At 40.9% G+C, this 19366-nt stretch carries 13 protein-coding genes; 3 read left to right on the top strand and 10 right to left on the bottom strand.

Annotated features, from left to right (window positions below):
- The first annotated feature begins 1 nt into the window (after position 1).
- A complete protein-coding gene (locus tag AAG807_RS16875) occupies positions 2 to 919 on the top strand; it encodes a metallophosphatase (protein WP_341906477.1) in 918 nt (305 codons plus the stop codon).
- Between the two features lie 42 nt (positions 920 to 961).
- On the opposite strand, the gene AAG807_RS16870 is transcribed toward AAG807_RS16875, so the two are convergent.
- The 6 genes from AAG807_RS16870 to lpdA all read right to left on the bottom strand — a co-directional run bounded on the left by AAG807_RS16870 (position 962) and on the right by lpdA (position 9087).
- Complete coding sequence (locus AAG807_RS16870; protein ID WP_341906475.1) at positions 962 to 2140, bottom strand: hypothetical protein; 1179 nt, start codon at positions 2138 to 2140, stop codon at positions 962 to 964.
- A gap of 20 nt (positions 2141 to 2160) precedes the next feature.
- Positions 2161 to 3027 carry a hypothetical protein gene (locus AAG807_RS16865; protein ID WP_341906473.1) on the bottom strand — a complete coding sequence of 289 codons (867 nt, stop codon included), beginning with the start codon at positions 3025 to 3027 and terminating at the stop codon, positions 2161 to 2163.
- Positions 3027 to 4673 carry a DUF1501 domain-containing protein gene (locus AAG807_RS16860; protein WP_341906470.1) on the bottom strand — a complete coding sequence of 549 codons (1647 nt, stop codon included), beginning with the start codon at positions 4671 to 4673 and terminating at the stop codon, positions 3027 to 3029. The genes AAG807_RS16865 and AAG807_RS16860 overlap by 1 nt, the downstream gene beginning before the upstream one ends.
- Positions 4674 to 4685: 12 nt before the next feature.
- Positions 4686 to 6329 carry a DUF1800 family protein gene (locus tag AAG807_RS16855; RefSeq protein ID WP_341906468.1) on the bottom strand — a complete coding sequence of 548 codons (1644 nt, stop codon included), beginning with the start codon at positions 6327 to 6329 and terminating at the stop codon, positions 4686 to 4688.
- Between the two features lie 416 nt (positions 6330 to 6745).
- Positions 6746 to 7561, bottom strand: coding sequence for a T9SS type A sorting domain-containing protein (locus AAG807_RS16850; protein ID WP_341906467.1), 816 nt, complete (start codon positions 7559 to 7561; stop codon positions 6746 to 6748).
- Between the two features lie 134 nt (positions 7562 to 7695).
- A complete protein-coding gene (gene lpdA, locus AAG807_RS16845) occupies positions 7696 to 9087 on the bottom strand; it encodes a dihydrolipoyl dehydrogenase (RefSeq protein ID WP_341906465.1) in 1392 nt (463 codons plus the stop codon).
- A gap of 329 nt (positions 9088 to 9416) precedes the next feature.
- On the opposite strand from lpdA, the gene AAG807_RS16840 reads away from it, so the two are divergent.
- On the top strand, positions 9417 to 11126 hold the full coding sequence (locus AAG807_RS16840; protein ID WP_341906463.1) for a PDZ domain-containing protein: 1710 nt from the start codon (positions 9417 to 9419) through the stop codon (positions 11124 to 11126).
- A 187-nt stretch (positions 11127 to 11313) separates the two neighbouring features.
- Entirely contained in the window at positions 11314 to 12273 is a 960-nt protein-coding gene (locus AAG807_RS16835) for a hypothetical protein (protein ID WP_341906461.1), read from the top strand.
- Positions 12274 to 12336: 63 nt separating this feature from the next.
- On the opposite strand, the gene AAG807_RS16830 is transcribed toward AAG807_RS16835, so the two are convergent.
- The 4 genes from AAG807_RS16830 to mazG all read right to left on the bottom strand — a co-directional run bounded on the left by AAG807_RS16830 (position 12337) and on the right by mazG (position 19349).
- Positions 12337 to 15456 carry a PKD domain-containing protein gene (locus tag AAG807_RS16830; RefSeq protein ID WP_341906460.1) on the bottom strand — a complete coding sequence of 1040 codons (3120 nt, stop codon included), beginning with the start codon at positions 15454 to 15456 and terminating at the stop codon, positions 12337 to 12339.
- Positions 15443 to 15877: a hypothetical protein gene (locus tag AAG807_RS16825; RefSeq protein ID WP_341906458.1), complete on the bottom strand. Its 435-nt coding sequence runs from the start codon at positions 15875 to 15877 to the stop codon at positions 15443 to 15445. Before AAG807_RS16825 ends, AAG807_RS16830 begins: the two co-directional genes overlap by 14 nt.
- A gap of 107 nt (positions 15878 to 15984) precedes the next feature.
- Positions 15985 to 18327, bottom strand: coding sequence for a TonB-dependent receptor plug domain-containing protein (locus AAG807_RS16820; RefSeq protein WP_341906456.1), 2343 nt, complete (start codon positions 18325 to 18327; stop codon positions 15985 to 15987).
- A gap of 212 nt (positions 18328 to 18539) precedes the next feature.
- A complete protein-coding gene (gene mazG / locus AAG807_RS16815; RefSeq protein WP_341906455.1) occupies positions 18540 to 19349 on the bottom strand; it encodes a nucleoside triphosphate pyrophosphohydrolase in 810 nt (269 codons plus the stop codon).
- Between the last annotated feature and the right edge of the window lie 17 nt (positions 19350 to 19366).

The raw sequence follows: 19366 nt of genomic DNA, 5'->3' as shown, positions 1-19366 counted from the left end.
GATGGAACGAAGACTATTTTTACAGCAGACCGGTGTGATTGCAGGAGCCGCTATGGTTGCTCCGTCATTAATCAGTGCGAAGAAAAAGCAGCAGAGATTGGTGATCTTACATACCAATGATACGCATTCGAATATTGATCCATTTCCTGTGAATCATCCCAAGTATCCAAATTTGGGTGGTGTTTCCAGGAGAGCTACCCTGATTCAATCGATCCGGGAGCAGGAAGAACATGTATTGTTAATGGATGCCGGAGATATTTTTCAGGGAACCCCCTATTTCAATAAGTTTAAAGGAGTACTGGAAATGAAAGCCATGGCAGCAATGAATTATGAGATTGTAACGCTGGGTAATCATGATTTCGATATCGGGATGGATGCCTATAAAAGTGCCTTATCCCATGCTTCGTTTCAGGTTGTGAATGCAAATTACGAATTGAGTTCTACACCTCTTTCCGAAGTGGTGAAACCATATACGATCATCAAGAAAGGCGGATTCAAGATCGGTGTTTTTGGTGTTGGAGTAGACCTTCAGGGATTGGTTCCGGTAGAAAACTGGAAAGGATTAAAATACCAGGATCCTGTCCTGACAGCGCAAAAACAGGCAGATTCTTTACGCAAGGAAGGGTGTGATGTGGTGATTTGCCTGTCTCATTTGGGATACGAGTATAAAACAAACCAGGTTTCGGATAAGGTCCTGGCGGCTTCAACTTCAGGAATCGATGTCATTATCGGTGGACATACACATACCTTTTTGGAAGAACTTCAAGAGTTCAAGAACAAGGATGGAAAAAATGTATTTGTAAACCAGGTAGGTTATGGCGGGCTCAAACTTGGTCGAATCGATATCGAATTGTGTATGGATTCAGGCAAGTTTACAATCGCTTCGATCAATCAACTATTGGATGAGAACATTGGATAAAACATGTAGGCACGCGATTAATCGCGTGGTCTACATGTTTTATTATTCCACAATCTCTTCCATTTGCTCCTTGGACAATTTAATGATTGCAATGCGATCAAAACTTCCCATGATTTTTGCCTGAAGAAGTATATTGAGTCCACTGTCTTCAGTTTGGATGAAATCGCAAGCTGTGTATGGAGTGTTTTTACCTAAGTATTTTTTTCCGATCAACGCACCACTTGCACGATCATAGATACTCAATAACAACTGATTACTTCTGGTGGAGGATAAAAATGCCTTGTATTGGACACTCCCGATTGAAATATCCTTGATCAATACCGGTTTTTCTGCATCCAACTCCGAATGACCTTGTGCTGGAATGGATTCCGCGATGTCAATAGTGGTTGGAACAAGTGGTACACTGGCATTGTAATAGATATTGTCGTAGGAAAAGCGCGCCAACGAGAATTGGGAACCTCCTGAAGGCGAAATTGCAGCTAATCCACCATTAAATCCTGCTCCATTATAGACACCGGCGAAATTCAAGTTCTGGTCTAGAAAAATCAATGAAAAACTGTAATTGTAGAACCCATTCATGACCAGGTAGTTTTGTTCAGGGGTTGAACTCACAAAAAATGGGATGCGTTTACCGTTAAACGTTATGTGATTTACAATCCGGTCTTCCACATCCGTAAAGATATCCAGGTCTGCGGATTGCGTAATGGAGCCCAGATCGGAAGTCAATTTATGAATGCCCGTTTGCATGCTTAAGCGGTTGTAATTCTGAATGTAGATAGTTGAACCGGAGTTGTAAGCGTATGTCGGATAAAGTACATTGGGGAAATTGGAAATTTCCGTGGTGCTATGATTTCCTTCGTCGATTTTCAAAACATAGGTAAACAATCCTACGGCATCCATGCAGACCAGGTAGTTTTCTCCATTGCTCTTGATCAGGTTTGGAACTGCATTGACATAATTGGCAGGCAGTTCATAATTCCAAACGAATTCCCCGGCATTGTCAATCTTCATTAAATGGATTCTCCAACCATCGTATGCACTCATGATCAGGTATCCGTCATTGCTGGCTGAAGTAGTGATACTCAAGGGATGAAAATGCTTATTCCCGTTTTCGTCGTCATAGATCTTAATGAAAGAATCTTCCGGTTTGGAATCCTTCTTACATCCGGCAAAGCCCATTGCCAGCCCTAAAAAAATCATACAATAAATAAATAGCTTCATAATACCGGTATTGATTTCAATTAATGTCTGCTTTTTCTAAGTATTCCGAGTGAGATGGAATTGTCGATCGGGAACATGACTGTCAATTGGAAATTCAAATTCATGAGTTTTAACTGATCCAATACATCCAGATATTGAACACTGAAGCCCGTGTAATCTGCATAGCGATTTTGATCATTCACTATGGAGCGGAATCCGTATTGGAAATTGCTTTCCAAACTGACAGCAAAATAATTGGCGAAATAGGTGAATCCAACACCCGCAGAAAGCCCGAAATTGGCTTTGTTGATGTGTTCTGTCATGTCCGCTTCGCCGGTCTTATCTGCCGTTTTTTTGTCTACTTCGCTATCAATCGCATAATCATAGAAGATGGTTTTTTTAGCCTGATTCTTGAAATTGGTAAAAATCCCGGCTTGTACATACGGTGAGAATTGGGAAACCGTAAAGTCCCAACGAACCAACAAGGGAAGGTTCACACCAGACAATTTTTGTTGGTGCATCATTTCCATGGAAAAGTCTGAACCATTCACCGTATCCGACCAGGAATAAGCTGTACGGTAATTGAAGCTATTGGTTTGATAGGATGGTTCAAAAACAACCGAAAGATTCTTGGAAAAAGAGTAGGAAAGGTACAATCCGAATTGGGAACCTTTGTTTTTGAATAATTTTTGATAATCCTTTTCCGTATCCTCATTATTGATGGCAGATTGAGGAGTTGTCACTAACAGACTGTAATCCTTAACCACATGCGCGTTGCTGAAATTCATACCACCCAATAATCCGATGTAGATTTTGTTTTGCCGATGCACAGTGTATTTTTTTTGAGACCATCCATTCAAGCTGAATAGAAGGACTGATAGAAGAAGTGAAAAGCGTTTGAATATCATTATTTTGAAAGGATTACTTTTTCAGTAAGTACTACACTGTCATTTGCAATAAGCGTAACGAAATACGTTCCATTGGCATAACCGGATAAATTGAAATCAAGTACATGTTCACCGGGAACACTTGGGGCATCTGCAATATTTCCTACGATTCGTCCGGAAATATCTTTCACCTCAATGTGTACTTTGGTTTCCTTCTGCAACAGATAGGATATGCTGATACTGGAGTTGGTCGGATTCGGATAGCATTTCAGCCACAAATTCTCCTTGAACATCTCGGATACACTCAACTCCTTGCATGCAATATAATCCACCCGATTGGCAACAAAATTCTCAAACTTGACATGTTGAATTGCCGCATCAGGTGCACCAAACCAGTCTTTCACTACCGAAGTGAATACCTGGCGGTAATCGTGTTGTAGTGGAATGTTTCCGTTTTGCAGGTTTTGCAGATCGGGATTGTCTCCATAAACTCCCGGATTTAAGCAGGTTCCATAAACCAGCATCGGAGCTGCATTCCCGTGATCTGTTCCGTAACTTGCATTGGATGCAACCCGACGTCCGAATTCGGAGAAGGTCATCGTCAGAACGCGATCAGCCAATCCTAAATTTCCCAAATCATCGTAAAATGCTTTTACTGCTGAAGAAATATGGTATAACAATGCGGCATGTGAGCCCATGGTTGTATTGTTATTGATCACCTGATTGGCATGTGTATCAAATCCACCGATTCGGCACAAGAAAATCTTTGTTCCAATTCCTCCACTGATCAAACGCGAAACAATTTTCAACTGAGGTGCCAAAGGATTGTTCAAAGAGCCGCTAGGAGCAATGTATGGATATAAATCCGGATAAACTGTCCCGGAATTCGAGCCGGCATCGTAGACGTCTCTTAATCGCTCAGCGTAATTGTTCGATTGTCTTTCGATCTGCATGATGTATTCGATTTCATCACCCGCATGTGTAGGAGGGAAATTGGTAGGTTCTTCAGTCCCAACACTGTTGATCAGGTTATAGAATGCATCGGGGTTTTGGATTGAAAGTCCCGCAGGTATTCCTTGTTCTCTATGAAATGCAAGTGATACTCCTGTTCCTATTTCAAGTGCTAATGGGTCGGGAATAGTGGCACTCGGATAACCGGTTGGGTAGTTTGGATGATAGTATTCGAAATAACGACCCATCCAACCCGAATTGAAGTAGTCGTCGTAATTTCCACCCATGTACCAGACATCCCGACTACGGAAATGTGAACCGTTCATGTTTTCATACGAAACATTTTGGATGATTGCCATATTTCCGGCATCATACATGGCTTTTGAACCGACCATGTCCGGATGAAGTCCTACCTGCTTGTTGGTCGGTAAATTCGGATCCAAGGTGATGTAATGGCGCGTTCCACTTTGCGGAATTGCAATATTCGGACGCAAGTTGTAATAATTTCCATATTGATTGATCGGAATAACCATGTTTAAGCCATCGTTTCCTCCATGCAACTGAATTAGCACCAGTATTTTATCATTCAGGCTTGATTTTGCCATGGACTCCAAAATTCCATCGGGTTGAGCCGCGTGTAATGAAATACCATTTAGTTTTAAAAGCACTCCAGTTCCTACTAAAGATGAAATGCGTACAAAGTCTCTTCTATCCATAAAGCCTGGTTATTAAAATAGTTGGTATTCCGGTGTTTGCATCATCGCAGTGATCAGTGCTTCCAATTGGAGCCTTACATTCACATCACTGCTGGTATTGACATAATTATTCCACTCTGTCGTCCAGTTTGAAGCCGGAAGTTGATCCAGCAAAACCGTATCCCTGAAATAATTGAAACGCGTCGAATCGATAGTCATTGGGAAGAGCCAACTCACTAATTCCTGTACAAGGATCGTTGCATCGCCCGGATTAGAACAATTGGTGTCTACGAATTCCACCACATCCAATTTCAGTAAAACTCCACTCATTCCGGTAAATCCGCTGATCAGAAGTTCTGAAAATTTATAGCGGTTAGCCAGGTAATTGGACGAGATCCAATACCGGTGATAATCCGGGAATTGGTAATAAGGCTCATATCCGGCTACATCGTATGGTTCAAAAAATTGTAGCCCTTGCAGGTCCAATTGCCCGATGAGTTGGTCGTAGAGTTCGTAATGTGCCGCCAATTGAGTTGTCTTATCAGGCACCGTCAAATTGAATAAGCGCATGGTTCCGATAACCAGATCCATCGGTGATTTAATGATTGCACCAATGTTGTTGTCTTCCGTAATGGGAGTATCCAGATCGTAAAAGTGTTCACTTTGGAATAGAACTTCCAGTACCGAAGTGATGTCGTAATTGTTACTGACTAATGTATTTGCCAATGGCTCGATGATATCGGTCTCCACCTCGGGAGTGATATTGTAATAAACGAATTCCCTGTAAAGACGTCTGCAAATGTGTTTTGCGGTATGAGGTGAAGCAAATACCATATCGATTACATCGTTCAATTCCGTGTAAACTGCTGTCACGGCAGCATTTGTTCCTGTAATACTTCCTGTTTGAATCAGGGTATTACTGAATGCACCGGAGAATTGCTTGGAGCTCACATCGTGTTGGGAAGAAGTGGTTGCACTTCCTTTTACTTTTCCTGTTGGAAGATTGGTTACCGCATCCATTGTCTGGTAGGAAGTGTCAATTCCCCAACCCGTTAAGGCTTTGGTGAGCGCCTGTACATCTTGTTCCGTGAAATTGGTGTAGTTACCCAAACTCACTTCATCTCCTTTTCCTACGGTATACAATTCCAGAAACTCACGTGCAAAATTTTCCTGAGGAACACCTTTGATATTCAGGTTTCCATCCAAATGAACCAGCATAGCGTTATCAATACAAATGGCCTTTACCAAGTCCTTGTAGTTTCCCAAAGCGTAGAATCGAAGCAAGCGTGAGTAATCGATTGCAAATTGCGGATTCCCTTCAATTCGACTCATGATCATTGGAAAGTGCGTATGGTAGAACCAGATCATCCGTTCGGTAAGGTTCGGACCGGCAGAACGCATGTTCTCCATCCACCAGCTACGTGTGTAGTTGGATAATGTCTCTGCATTTTGGTTCGTGTTAACAGTATTGGGATAAACCCAATCTGAACCGCTCATGGGATCAATGGGAAGGGCTGGAATTGCCTGTGTCTGAGTCAGAGCGGTAATCGCCGCCTGTGCTGTCATTCCGGAGAAAGTGGAAATATCTTGTAGCTTGGGACCTAAAGTTGCACGACGCAACAAGTGCGCAGCTTTTTGGGAACCCAAAGCACCTGAAATCGGATTGAGTGATGCCATAAGTAACTAGTTGTATTCGTTTTATTTACCAATAAAATATTAAAGTCATAACTCGTTAGACTTAACTAGGGAAGAAGAGAGAATCAGTTCTGTTTTTGGAATTAACAGTGACCCAAGTTAGAATTTTTGTTTTACAAATTCAATAAAAATTGATGTGTCAAATGAAATTTTGAAAACTAAAGATTAAGTGACTCGGAAGGTATTTGTCGGTTGTTCAAGCAAATGAAAACCTATCAACGAATTTGATAGTTGGAAAAATAATTTGTCAAATGAACAAATAGGGAGTTTGGTTGAATATTTTTCAACATAAATCTTGCAGGCACACGATTAATCGCGTGCCTGCAAGATTAACAAAAAAGCCTCCGGAATTTCTTCCGAAGGCTTTTTATTTTGACTTATATATTTCTTGTTTTGGATTAGTTTACAACCACTTTGTGGTTTTTTACCAGTCCTTTGTCAGAAACAATTGAAATCGTGTAAATTCCGGCAGACCAACCTGTAGAATTGATTGTTTGCATGTTTGCTGTTTGATTTTCAAGGAAATCACTGTAAAGAACTTTTCCGCTTAAATCTGTTGCCGTTAAGCGAATGTGTTGGATTTCGTCAAAGTTATATGCGACAGAAATATTTCCTGTTTCGATGTTATTGGAAATTTGGATACCGTTGCTGAAGTCAATTTCTTCGACACCAACCGTACCGCCGATTGTTAACTTAACGTCATCAACCAATACGTTTACAACTGCTGCACTGGCTTGTTTTTGAAATTGGATTGTCAGGTTGTGAGATCCCACAGTTACTGCACCAATATTCAACGTCATTTGCTGATAATCGCCAATGGAATCAACGGTATTTATTTTGTCGATAGCAGTACCATCCATAATAATGGAGAGCGTATCACCGATTGCCCCTTTCAATGGAACTTTCATAAAATAAGTTAGAGTACCACTTCCTGCCGTTGTTGCATTAAATCCTTGAGCAATTGTTCCGGTTTCTGCACTTGTGGTACCTCCGAACCAAGCATACCAACTTCCGCTGTTTGGAACACAAGGTCCACCACAGGTTCCACATCCTGCAGCATCACAGAAAGATGTTCCAAAGTTTGTGGAAGTAGAAGACCAAGGTGAATTGTTAGGGCCACTTGCTTCTAAAGAAGTGTCTGCCAATAATTGTGTTTGAGCATAAATACCAGAACTAAGAATGGTACCAAAAATAAAAAGTAAAAGATGTTTCATAAGTATTTGTTTTGATGTTATTTAGGTCAAAATTATATTTTTTTGGATAAAACGAATGGTTTCCTGCAGGTTTTCCAACAAAAAAAGGGAGACACTATAGTTAGAGTCTCCCTTATGATAGGATAAAATACTTCTTACAAGTGGATCACTTCTCCATATGCAGCAGCAGCAGCTTCCATTACTGCCTCAGACATTGTTGGGTGAGGGTGAACCGTTTTGATCAACTCTTCTCCGGTCACTTCCAATTTGCGGATAGCAACGATTTCAGCGATCATTTCAGTTACGTTTGCACCAATCATGTGAGCTCCCAATAATTCGCCGTATTTCGCATCAAAGATCAATTTCACGAAACCATCTTTCGCTCCGGCGGCAGATGCCTTACCTGAAGCAGAGAATGGGAATTTACCGATTTTGATCTCCATACCAGCTTCCTTAGCTGCTTTCTCAGTCATTCCAACTGAAGCAACTTCCGGAGAACAGTATGTACATCCCGGGATATTTCCATAATCCAATGGTTCCGGGTGGTGACCTGCAATTTTCTCTACACAGATAATTCCTTCTGCAGAAGCTACGTGAGCCAATGCAGCAGTAGGAATCACGTCTCCGATTGCAAAGTAACCAGGGATATTTGTTTGGTAGAAGTCATTTACCAGGATTCGTCCTTTGTCAACAACGATTCCCAATTCTTCCAATCCGATATGTTCAATGTTTGCCTGAATCCCAACCGCAGAAAGAACCACATCACATTCGATTTTTTCTTCTCCTTTTGCTGTTTTCACTGTTACAACACATCCTTTTCCTGAAGTATCAACTGCTTCAACAGATGCATTGGTCATGATATTAATTCCGGCTTTTTTGAATGATTTCTCTAATTGTTTGGATACTTCTTCGTCCTCAATCGGAACCACGTTCGGTAAGTATTCGACAATCGTCACTTCTGTTCCGATAGCGTTGTAGAAATACGCAAACTCGACTCCAATAGCACCTGAACCAACTACAACCAATTTTTTAGGCTGTGTTTTCAAGGTCATTGCCTCACGGTAACCAATGATTTTAGTTCCATCTTGTGGCAAATTCGGCAATTGACGGGAACGTGCACCGGTTGCAATGATGATTCCTTTGTCAGCAGCATATTCAGTCACTTTACCATCTTCACCGGTAACAGCAACCTTTTTTCCAGCTTTCACAACTCCGGTACCTTTGATCACATCGATCTTGTTTTTCTTCATCAAGAACTGAATCCCCTGACTCATTCCGTTTGCAACTCCTCTGGAGCGTTCAACCATTCCGCCGAAATCTGCTTTTGAATCCTTTACAGTAATTCCGTAATCAGATGCATGTTGAATGTATTCAAACACATTTGCACTTTTCAATAATGCTTTTGTTGGAATACATCCCCAGTTTAAACAAATTCCACCCAATGATTCACGTTCTACAATTGCCGTTTTTAAACCCAATTGTGATGCGCGAATAGCTGCAACGTATCCTCCAGGACCACTTCCAATAACTATGATATCGTAATTCATTTCTCTTTCAATAAAATGGTAATGGCACGAAATTAATCAATTCTCAGGAATTGTGAACGAATATGTAGCTGAATTCAAAAGAGATTATAATCATGATTGATGCTTGATCATATTTTTACCGCAAATGCACAAATTTTTGGAGGCGCTTACCAGTCGCCTCTTTTCTTTTAAGCTATCAAAACTATTGATTTTGTAAAAAGCGAGTGCATTAGCCGAGCCATTTATTTGTGCATTTGTAGCAAAATAGAAAGTGCCCTTTGCCGTAAATGGTTTGAGAATAATACCACTTAATCTAGGTGGAATTTCTAATTTTGGCAAAAACTCATCAAATGGCTCAGTATCATTTAGCAATCGAACAAGCAAATCAGCAATACATTCAATTCAAGGTAATTTTTGAGAACGTTGCGCCAAATACCATTATTCATTTACCGAAATGGAGACCCGGAAGGTATGAGTTGGGCAATTTTGCTAAAAATGTAAGAGGATTCAAGGTATTTAGCCAGGATGGAAAAGCAGTTGATTTTCAGAAGGTGGATCTTTCTTCCTGGGAAATCCGTGTAAAGGAACCCACAACCATTCGGGTGGAATACAGCTATTATGCTTCTGAATTAAACGCCGGATCAACCTATTTGACGAAAGAACTATTGTATGCCAATCCGGTAAACTGTTTTATCTATCAGGATGGAAAGAAGGAGGAGGCTTGCGAAGTGATTTTGAACATTCCTGCAGATTGGAATATCGCAGGTTCGATGGAGCGCGAAGGGAATGTGCTGCGTGCAGCCAATTTTGACGAGTTGGCAGATTCACCTTTCATTTGCTCAGCTACTTTGCAATACAACCAGTACGAATCGAATGGGACGATCTTTCATTTGTGGTTCCAGGGAGATTGCATTGTCGATTGGTCACGTATAATCAAAGATTTTAAAGCCTTTACGGATAAACAGATAGAGAAGTTCATGGAATTTCCGGTTCCTCACTACCACTTCCTGTTTCATATTCTACCTTATAAAGCATATCATGGAGTGGAACACCAGAAATCCACAGTGATCGCGCTTGGACCGACTTATGATGTTTTCGGAGCGCTTTACACCGAATTATTGGGAGTTTCTTCTCATGAACTATATCATACCTGGAATGTGAAAGCCATTCGCCCAATTGAGATGTATCCGTATGATTACCAACGTGAGAATCTATCCAGATTGGGATATCTGTGTGAAGGTGTGACTACCTACATGGGCGATTTGATGTTGTATAAATCAGGAGTTTTTGATTTGGAGCAATACCTGCATGAATTTACGGGACAGTTGCAAAAACACTTCGATAATTTCGGGCGGTTCCATTACTCGGTTGCGGATTCGTCCTATGATACCTGGTTGGATGGTTATTCGGCAGGAACTCCGGGTCGGAAAGTTTCTATCTATACGGAAGGTTGTTTGTTGGCCTTTGTATGTGATGTCAAGATCCGGGAACATTCCGGGAATAAGCATGGACTGGATGAATTGATGAAACGCCTGTATTTCAACTTTGCACTCAATAACAAAGGAGTAAGTGAAGAAGATTACATTGGATTATTGAAAGAATTGGGAGGTGAAAGCATCGAAGAGTTGGTGAAGGATTATTTCTACGGGACACGACCTTTTGAAGCGATCTTGACGGAAGCATTGGAATCAATCGGTTTGGAACTGACTCATAAACCGAATTACAAATATTCGGCAGGTAGAATTGGATTTAAGGCATTGCAGATTGGAAATCATTTTCAGGTTGCAGCAATCTATCCGGGTTCGCCGGCAGATCTGGCTGGTCTGATGATCAACGACGAAATCATCGCAGTCAATGAGTTTAAGTTGAATGGGGATATTGATCAATGGTTGAATTACCTGGATGATCAGAACAAACGATTAACAGTTCTTCGTCAAGGGAAACTAGTCGAATTGCCTTTACCGGAAGTTCAACGCAGTTTCTATTTGGAGTATGGAGTTCAAATCATCGAAAATCCGAATTCCGCTCAGAAAAAAGCATTTGAATATTGGAAAGCGTAAAGGATAAGAGTCTAGAAATTAGAATGGTAAGCCGAATACCGGAAAAGTTGAGTTTGAAGAGTTAATGAACGGATTCTCTCAATGAGTTTAAGGAACTTTAAAACGCTTATCAATTAGATGCTGGCGAATATAAATTTCGCAGATATGGGGGATGGAGATTGATTAGTTTTGTGGAAAAATTTACAAAATGATCAATCAAAAATGGTTTAAAATAGTACTGGTAAGCGCTGTTTTTATTTTCTCGAATTCGGTAAATGCACAATTCAAATTTTCAAAAGTAAATGTAGCTGATGGAATCAAAACAGGAGTGAAATCAGGTGAAAAAGTTGATTTGCGTCTAAGTCCAACAGGTAGTGTTGAGCAGAACTTTGTAGTTGATTTGGATCTTGCAGCATTTAAAAAAGCATATAAGTATGATGTGATCATCGTCTCGTATTTGCGTAATGACAGGGTTAACTTTTCATACATTCATGAACTGGAGTCAGTACTGAATACAAAAAAATATGCCGGAAAGGGAATTGTTCCTGTTTATGCGTATGACAATAAAAAATTCAAAGAAACGGATTACAGAACACTGGGAAAGGATTTGATCGAATACGAAGGTCCAACACCTGTTTCACGTAAAATTGCTGTATACGGTAGTTTTATCACTGGTGAAGAGGGATACTTTGATGCGAATGAAACTTATCAGTTTAGAAACAAGTATTCCGAAGGAGAACTTCTTGGTTTTATTGAGTTGAATACCGTTTACAATAAGAAACAATTAGAAGACTACAATGCAAAACAGAAACTGAACAACTACTATCAGGCTGAAAGAGATATGGATCGTATGCAGTCCTCGTTCGAAAGAAATGTATTGCAGAATGTGAATCAGTATGTTGCTCCGGTAGTAGCAACTCCCATTTATGGGGCATTATCCGACGGTTTAACAGAGGTTTGGAATTCGAAAGTGAAGGAGGTTCAAGCTCAAAAATCTCCTGAGAATGCAGAAAAATTTATTGCATCTGTTGCGGAATTGTCAAAAGATTTGGAACTAATGTATACCATCGCTACAAAAGACAAAAATTTGTTGAAGACGATGAACAAAGAAATTAAAACAAAGAAAACAACCCAGGAAAAGTGGGATTACATTCAAGCAAACAAGTAATTAAAAGCGTTCAAAGCTTCAACCTTTTGAACAAAATAAAAAAAGAGGCCCAAGCCTCTTTTTTTATTTTAATAACTGGACATGTCCGGTCTTTGTAATCTTTTTATCCGATTGCGAAGATTTGAAACGAATGGTCCAGGTATAGATTCCCGTTTTACACAATTCTCCATTATACGTTCCGTCCCAACCGAATTTGGTGTCATTTGATTCAAACAAGGTCTCTCCCCAACGATTATAGATCGTTAAGGTATAATTGTAAGGGTCAAATCCGGAAGTGAATACCGGAAAGAATACATTGTTGAATTCATCGCCGTCAGGAGTGAATGTGTTTGGAACATAGTAAACCAATTCCTCTTGAATGGTCACCGTCACTTTTGCTGTATCCGGACAATTTCCCGCATTATTTGCAATCAATGTGATCACATAGCTCCCGGCATCTTCCGAATAGGTATGACTTGGATTGAATAGATTACTGAAATCCCCATCACCAAAATCCCAGGAATAGATAGAAGCATTGGACGAAGTATTGAATGTATGGAATTCAGGATTCATCAAACCGTGTATCGGATCATTTACAGAGAACGCAGCAATAGCATTCGGTAATACACAAATAAATCCGGGGAAAGCAGTTGTAGTTGAACATCCGGCAGTACTGACGGAAGTGACAGTCACATCGTAACAACCCGGACTATTGAAAGTATGGTTCGTATTGTTTAGCTGATTGGAGTTTGCCGTCCCATCACCAAAGTCCCAAGTTATAGAACCGCTGGTTGGAGAACTTGCATCGACCAAAGTTGCCGTGAATGGCGCGCAACCTGCAGCAACCGGATTGGATATTTGAATGACCGGCATCGCATTTACCTGAATGGATGTTGTTCCCGGGGTGGAACAACCACCGGTAACTGTATAAGTTATCACATGTGATCCTACTCCTGCTTGCAAAGGTGAAAACTCACCGGTTGTAACATCAACTATTCCTGTTCCGGACCACGTTCCGCCAGAGACATTGGCAGAAAGAAATACGTTTGAAGTTGCTTCACAGAAAGGTCCGGCAGGATTGACCACAGGTATCTGAGTCGAATTGATAACAACATTTGTTGTGGTGGAAGAGGTGCAACCATTTAAAGAGGTCGTGACAGTATACGTTCCGGCTGCAGTCATTGTAGCTGGTGCAGAACTATTTTGTGTCGAAGCAGTAAATCCGTTTGGTCCGGACCAGTTATAATTTGTTCCCGGTAAACTGTTAGCCTGAAGTTGTATTGTACTTCCTTCACATAAAGGTCCGTTGTTGGTCGCAGTTACGGTCGGAATCGGATTTACAGTAAGGGTCATTGTTGCAGTATTCGAACAGGTTCCAGTCGTTCCGGTAACCGTGTAAGTTGTCGTTGTTGCAGGATTTGCTATCACGCTTGTTCCTGAAGCGGAAGATAAACCCGTTGCCGGTGACCAGGTGTAATTTGTTCCCCCACCGGCAGTTAATGTCGTTGAAGATCCATTACAAATACTGGTACTTGGTGTAACGGTAACTACAATCGGGCTCACAGTTACAGTTACTGACAGGGAAGAGGAGCAGCTTCCGCTTGTTCCTGAAACGGTGTAGGTTGTCGTTGTAGTTGGACTTGCTGTAACAGTAGCTCCAGTAGTGGAAGATAAACCTGTTGATGGTGTCCATGTATAATTGGTCGCACCTCCTGCAGTCAATGTGGCTGATCCACCATTACAGATACTTGTATTTGGAGATAATGTAAGAGCGAGGGGTGTAACCGTTACAGTTACGGTTCCCGTGGCTGAGCATGTTCCGGTCGTTCCGGTAACCGTGTACGTTGTGGTGGTGGTTGGACTTGCGCTGACACTAGCTCCTGTTGATGCAGATAAACCGGTTGGTGGAGACCACGCATAGCTGGTAGCGCCACTCGCTGTCAGTGTTGTTGAAGCACCAGTGCAAATACTTGCATTGGGAGAAACCGTTAGGTTTAATGGAGTAACTGTGACCGTTACAGTTGCAGTGGATGAACACGAACCGGTAGTTCCGGTAACCGTATAAGTTGTCGTTGTCGTTGGATTTGCTGTAACAGAAGCACCGGTAGTGGAGGATAATCCTGTCGCTGGCGACCAAGTATAATTGGTTGCTCCGGTTGCCGTTAAAGTGGTTGAACCTCCGGAACAGATACTTGCATTCGGAGAAACACCGACCGTGAGAGGAGCAACGGTAACAGTGACAGTTCCACTGCTGGTACAACCGGCTGTATTTCCGGTTACGGTATAAGTTGTTGTTGAAGCCGGACTTGCAGTTACGGTGGCGCCTGTTGTTGCCGATAAACCGGTAGAAGGTGACCAGGTATAAGTTCCTGCGCCACTTGCTGTGAGTGTTGCGCTTCCTCCTGAGCAGATCGTTTGAGCTGCAGGTGGAGTGACAGTTGCACTGTTTACAGTAATGGTAGTGGATGAAGCAGAATTGCAAGGTGCAACCCCAACTGAATAGTTGATAGTATGAGTTCCAAGTCCGGCAGCAGCAGGATTAAACATTCCTGTAGCTGAAACTCCTGGTCCGGACCAAGTCCCACCCATGTCAGCTGCAATCAATTGAGTTGATCCTGAAGAAATACAAAACGGTCCGGCAGGAGTGATAGCCGGATTTGGAGGTCCTGTTTGAGCTCCTGTTGGTCCCAGTTGCATGGTGAAACTACTGGAAGATCCACTCCAGTTTTCAACGACAATCATGATTTCCTGTCCTGCAGTCACCATGGGAGCAGGTACGGAAGAAGAACATGGAAACGATGTTCCAAATTGATTGCATCCACTTGATGCACTGGCATAATTACATCCGATCTCATTACTTAGATTCTGAATTGCTGTGCATGGAGCCTGTCCATTCGGGATATTGAATACGGATACATCCAGGAATCCTGTACTTGAATTTCCATCAATCAACATGTTTAGAGGACCAGAAGTAGTAATATGCAAGATAATGTATCCCATATTTGGTCCGAAAAAATCCAGGCATGAACTCACATAAGGTCCTGGGGTTACGAAGGTAAATGGTCCTGCAGTTCCCGGTGTACAAATGGAGGTATTTGTTGTACATTGAGCGTTTGCAGAGTTCGTCCCGATCGCTGTCGGAATAACAATATAAAAGGAAAATGAGAGGAGGAGAGTAACGAATAGTGATTTAATGTGTTTCATAGCCGTTGTATCCGAAATGTATAATTAATTCATTGATAATTGCAGGTGTGAGTTGTTCATTACAGGTAATTCGCACAGAAGTGAAATCATCACTGAAGTCAATCACGTTTAAGTAGGTGTAATGTGCTTTTAACCGAAGATTCATTTTTTGCTCCCGTTGCTCGTTTCCTAGTGGCTGGTAAGGGACAAAAGTGAAGGTGTAATCATCGGATTGATGAATGATACAAGTAGGATTATTTCCCGATTGATGCAATAGCAAGTCCACGTCAGTGGTGGATTGGTTGCTTGAAATCAATTGAGAACGAACCGATCTTAATGAATCTACAGTTGCCTGTGTTTGACCGAAGCTTGTAGTTGAAAAAAGTGCAAGCGAAGCGGTTATTAGACAATGCATTAGCTTTGCTCTATAGTAGTAGTACATAGTATTTAGTTTCGTGTTCGAATATAAAACGAAACTATTGAATAGTGGTTGCTTTTAATGTTAATAAAAAAAGCGTGTTATCAATAACACGCTTTTCAATGAGATAGTTAGAATTTATAACTGACCCCTAAACTCGGTAAGAATGGGAATTGATAAATCTTTTCGTTGGTAACACGATTCACATAGAAAATATTCTTTCTGTTGTAAGCATTCGTAACAGCAGCAATGATTTCAAGTTCTGTTTTGTTTTTGAATTTAAACTGTTTTTTCACAGTAATGTCCAATCGGTGGTAAGTTGGAAGTCTTTTCGAGTTGAACTCACCTAAAAGGACTCCTACAGATGAGGAATTGCTTGTTGTATAATCTGTCGTAACTCCCTGACCGAATGATTCCGTTTGATAATAACCGGATGTCGGAGTGAATGGAAGACCTGAACCAAAGTTCCAACGCATGTTCACTTCCAAATCCTTTTTCTTTCCGAAAGCATAAGAGGCAACGATGTTAATATTGTGTCTTCTGTCAAATACAGGAGCATAAGTCGTGAATCCATCCCATCTGGTTGATTTACCGTATGAGTAAACTCCCCATAAGAACAAGCGGTTCAGGGTGTATTTCAATAATACATCCACCCCATAAGATTTTCCACTTTCAATTAGGAAGTCTTTCTTGTAGACATCATCTTCCTTGGAGAATTCGGAAACATCATCATATAATTTATTTACGTTGATATTACTTAATTGCGGGAAATATTTGAAATATCCCTCGATATTCAGGGATAGGTTTTTTGTCAGGTCAAATTCAGCACCTACAATTGCATGCCAAGAGTATTGGATTCCGTTTTTAGGATTTTTCTCTTTACCGCTTTCTGTAACGAAGTTCGCCTGAACATTTGAAGGAGCGCTCAAAAGCCCATTGAACAAGTTCACAATATCCCGATCCGAAGAAGCTGTGGTAAAGTTTTGGGAATAACGTCCTCCTGATAATTTTAAGCGGAAGTAATCTGTTGCATTGTATTTGACTCCCAATCTCGGTTCAAGTGAAATCGTACTCAAACTCGCATAGGCTTGTACCCGAAGTCCCGGTTGAATAACAAAACGATTTGAAACAAACTTGTAATTCACATATCCACCGATCTCAACCGTATTGTTTTGATCCTGGATTTTGGAAGCGACTTCATTGTATGTCAAATAATCTGTTTTGAAAATATTGATCCCGATCCCGTAATCGATCTGACTTTCCTTTTTCAGGAAGTAGGAGAAGTCAAATCCAAGGTCTGTACCGAAAATCGAACTTGTACGTGGTTGTGAGCCAATTTCTTCAAAATGTGTTTTGTAACTGGATGCAGTCAAATGTCCCTTGATAAATGTTTTACCACCACCCGGAAGAAGGATCCAAGACAATCCACCGCCGGCTTGCTGGAAGTCTAACGAAGCGGATTCGTTGTAATTTACTTTATCCGTATTACTGAATCCGAATACGGAAATTTTGGAACCTTGACCCGTAGCGAATGTTAGTTTCCCGTATAAGTCTGTGAATTTGTATGGAAGTCCATTCCCGTTGTTTACTCCGCGGTATAGATCTTTGGAAGTATAATCCAATAAGGAATGTTTCGCTGAGAAAATGAATGATCCAGCTCCGGCACGACCTTCTTTGGCGCGATACATCGGACCTTCTACAACCAGTTTTGCAAGGAACGGGGAAACGGATACCTTTCCTCCGAAGTTTTTCTTATTTCCGTCGCGGTAAGTAATGTCCATCACAGAAGAGATTCTTCCTCCGTATTTGGAATCAAAACCTCCTGTATAGATATCTACGTTTTTAACTAATTCGGTTTCGAAAATGGAAAAGAATCCGATTGAGTGAAATGGATTGTAAATCGTCATTCCATCCAACAATACCTTATTTTGAATCGGTGTTCCACCACGAACATATAACTGACCTCCCTGGTCACCTGTTGTTACAACTCCGGGAGTAACCGAAAAGGCTGCCGTAATATCATTTTCAGCACCTACTGACGGGATGCGTTCCAATCCTTTTTTATCCAATTTGGTAACAGACATCAAAACCTCTGTTGTTTTTGCTTTTGTTTCTGCTGAAATGACAACTTCTCCTACTTCAGTTGCATCAATTGGAATGATTTCGATTCGAACTTCGGTGATTCCACCTTTTTCGTTGACTTTAATTTCTTTGTTGTATTCTTTGAATTCGACTGATTGTATTTTCAATAGGTATGTTCCCATGGAAACTTTCGGAATGGAGAAGAATCCATTGACATCCGTCGTTGCTCCTAAGATAGCTTGTGTTTTTTCAGTTGGGATCAATACGACTTTTTCAAACGGAATAACCTCACTGTTATCAAAATTGAATACGAACCCTCGTATAGTGTGATCTTGAGAAAAAGATACAATTGAAATGGTTAAAAATGCAACTAAGGAGAGAAATTGTTTCATAAGTTTTACCATGCGTTTAAAGAAGTTCCGAAGTTACATAATTAACACTAATTAACGAGTGAAAATTTCGAAAAATGATTAAACGTGCAGATTATTGATTAAACGGGCTTTAAAGCCAATTGAGAATTGAAAATGTAAAATTGAAATGGGGAAAAAGACTGAAGATCAAAGACAATAGACTTAAGACTAATTTCCAGTCTTGAGTCTTACGTCTATAGTCTTGAGTCTCGAAGAATCTTCTTAGCCTTCTCCCAATAAACATCCATCTCCTCCAAGGACATTTCGGTCATGTTCTGTGCATCACCAGCTATCAGCTCCTCCATTTTTTGAAAGCGAGCCTTGAACTTCCTGTTGGTAGATTCCAATGCATCTTCCGGATTGATATCGATGAAACGAGCGTAGTTCACCAAAGAGAACAACACATCTCCGAATTCATCCTGAATTTGTTCCGGATCTCTGGTTTGCTGTGCATCGTGAAGTTCGGAAAACTCTTCGATCACTTTGTTTTTTACATCTTCTATGTCCGACCATTCAAAGCCGATCCCTTTTACTTTTTCTTGAATTCGCATAGCTTTGATGAGAGCAGGAAGTGTATTCGGAACGCCTTCCAGAACCGATTTCTTGCCTTCTTGCAGTTTGATTTTCTCCCAATTCGCTTTCACTTCTTCTTCCGAATCAGCAGTCACATCTCCATAAATATGCGGGTGGCGGTGAATTAATTTGTCACAAATCCCGTTTAGAACACTTGTTACATCAAAAGCTCCTAATTCAGAGCCTATTTTGGAATAGAATACCAAGTGTAAGAACAAATCGCCCAATTCACCTTGAATACCTGTTAAGTCATTTTCCTGGATGGCGTCGGCCAATTCATACGTTTCTTCAATGGTCAAATGTCTCAATGATTGAATCGTTTGTTTCTTGTCCCAGGGACATTTTTCACGCAATTCATCCATGATAGTTAACAAACGCGCAAAAGCTTCCAATCTTGGATCGGAGTTTAAATTATTATTAGCTAATTCCATACTGCAAATGTACATAG

It is taken from the genome of Fluviicola taffensis DSM 16823 (genome assembly GCF_943372375.1).
GTDB classification, from domain to species: domain Bacteria; phylum Bacteroidota; class Bacteroidia; order Flavobacteriales_D; family Crocinitomicaceae; genus Fluviicola; species Fluviicola taffensis_A.
Note: the sequence above shows the minus strand (reverse complement) of the source record. Positions and strands in the feature narration are given on the sequence as shown.